Below are 769 nucleotides of genomic sequence, written 5' to 3' on the forward strand. Positions count from 1 at the left end.
GGGTAATGACTCCAACTTATTGATAGTGTTTTATGTTCAGATAATGCCCGATGACTTTGTCATGCAGCTCCACCGATTTTGAGAACGACAGCGACTTCCGTCCCAGCCGTGCCAGGTGCTGCCTCAGATTCAGGTTATGCCGCTCAATTCGCTGCGTATATCGCTTGCTGATTACGTGCAGCTTTCCCTTCAGGCGGGATTCATACAGCGGCCAGCCATCCGTCATCCATATCACCACGTCAAAGGGTGACAGCAGGCTCATAAGACGCCCCAGCGTCGCCATAGTGCGTTCACCGAATACGTGCGCAACAACCGTCTTCCGGAGCCTGTCATACGCGTAAAACAGCCAGCGCTGGCGCGATTTAGCCCCGACGTATCCCCACTGTTCGTCCATTTCCGCGCAGACGATGACGTCACTGCCCGGCTGTATGCGCGAGGTTACCGACTGCGGCCTGAGTTTTTTAAATGGCGGAAAATCGTGTTGAGGCCAACGCCCATAATGCGGGCGGTTGCCCGGCATCCAACGCCATTCATGGCCATATCAATGATTTTCTGGTGCGTACCGGGTTGAGAAGCGGTGTAAGTGAACTGCAGTTGCCATGTTTTACGGCAGTGAGAGCAGAGATAGCGCTGATGTCCGGCAGTGCTTTTGCCGTTACGCACCACCCCGTCAGTAGCTGAACAGGAGGGACAGCTGATAGAAACAGAAGCCACTGGAGCACCTCAAAAACACCATCATACACTAAATCAGTAAGTTGGCAGCATCACC

Annotated in this window: 1 protein-coding gene; it reads right to left on the bottom strand. The window is 53.6% G+C overall.

The genetic code is table 11. The features are described 5' to 3' along the window. Positions 1-16 precede the first annotated feature (16 nt). A protein-coding gene (locus FHD02_RS23980) for an IS1-like element IS1B family transposase (RefSeq protein ID WP_095033700.1) occupies positions 17-714 on the bottom strand; the annotation gives its coding sequence in 2 pieces (ribosomal slippage) (positions 17-465 and positions 465-714; 699 coding nt in all). Positions 715-769: the final 55 nt, after the last annotated feature.

This window comes from Citrobacter sp. EC_71 (genome assembly GCF_019584005.1).
Classification (GTDB): domain Bacteria; phylum Pseudomonadota; class Gammaproteobacteria; order Enterobacterales; family Enterobacteriaceae; genus Citrobacter; species Citrobacter werkmanii.